The 687-nt window shown below is 46.6% G+C and carries 1 protein-coding gene; it reads left to right on the forward strand.

The window, feature by feature from the left end; translation table 11 throughout:
* On the forward strand, positions 1–666 hold a 666-nt coding region (locus ACGTN9_RS21020), incomplete at its 5' end, for a transposase (RefSeq protein ID WP_499596482.1).
* Positions 667–687 lie beyond the last annotated feature (21 nt).

Here is a 687-nt window from a genome sequence, read left to right on the forward strand (position 1 = left end):
GCTGCAGATCTTCCGTTCCCCAACACAATTGTCGGTGATGGAGGTTATGGCGGAGAAACCAATTACAAATACGCAAAGAAGGAAGGATTTGATACACTCATTCCCTACAACACGATGCGGAAAGAGCAGTCTCGTTCCTTCAAGAAAGATCCAAGCCAGGTTATGAACTGGGAGTACAAGGCAGATGGGGATTATTACATTTGTCCGAATGGACGAAAGGTCTCTTTTCAATTCCATTCTCACCGTACCGACCGGTACGGATATACGCGAGCCTTCAAGGTCTATGAATGCGAAACGTGTACCGGGTGCCCTTTAAAAGAAAAATGCACGAAAGCAAAAGGGAACCGACGCGTTTACTATAACCCGGCATATGAACAACTGAAGAAGGAAGCAAGGGAAAGCCTTTGGTGTGACGAAGGAGCACAAATCTACGCCAGACGAAAAGTTGAGGTGGAAAGTGTGTTCGGTCATATCAAAGGCAATCGGTCGTTCCGGAGATTTTCTCTCCGGGGCATCGATAAAGTGAATATAGAGTTTGGGCTGGTCGCCATCGCCCACAACTTCCTGAAACAGGCGGAGTGGAACCGCCTGTTTCACTGGGGAAATAAGCTCACAACGAAAAAACCACGAAGAAAAATCAATTTCTTCGTGGTTTTTTCATTTTAAAGAGGCTTTTGGGACAGCCCC

The organism is Halobacillus sp. B23F22_5 (assembly GCF_043497085.1).
Lineage (GTDB): Bacteria > Bacillota > Bacilli > Bacillales > Halobacillaceae > Thalassobacillus.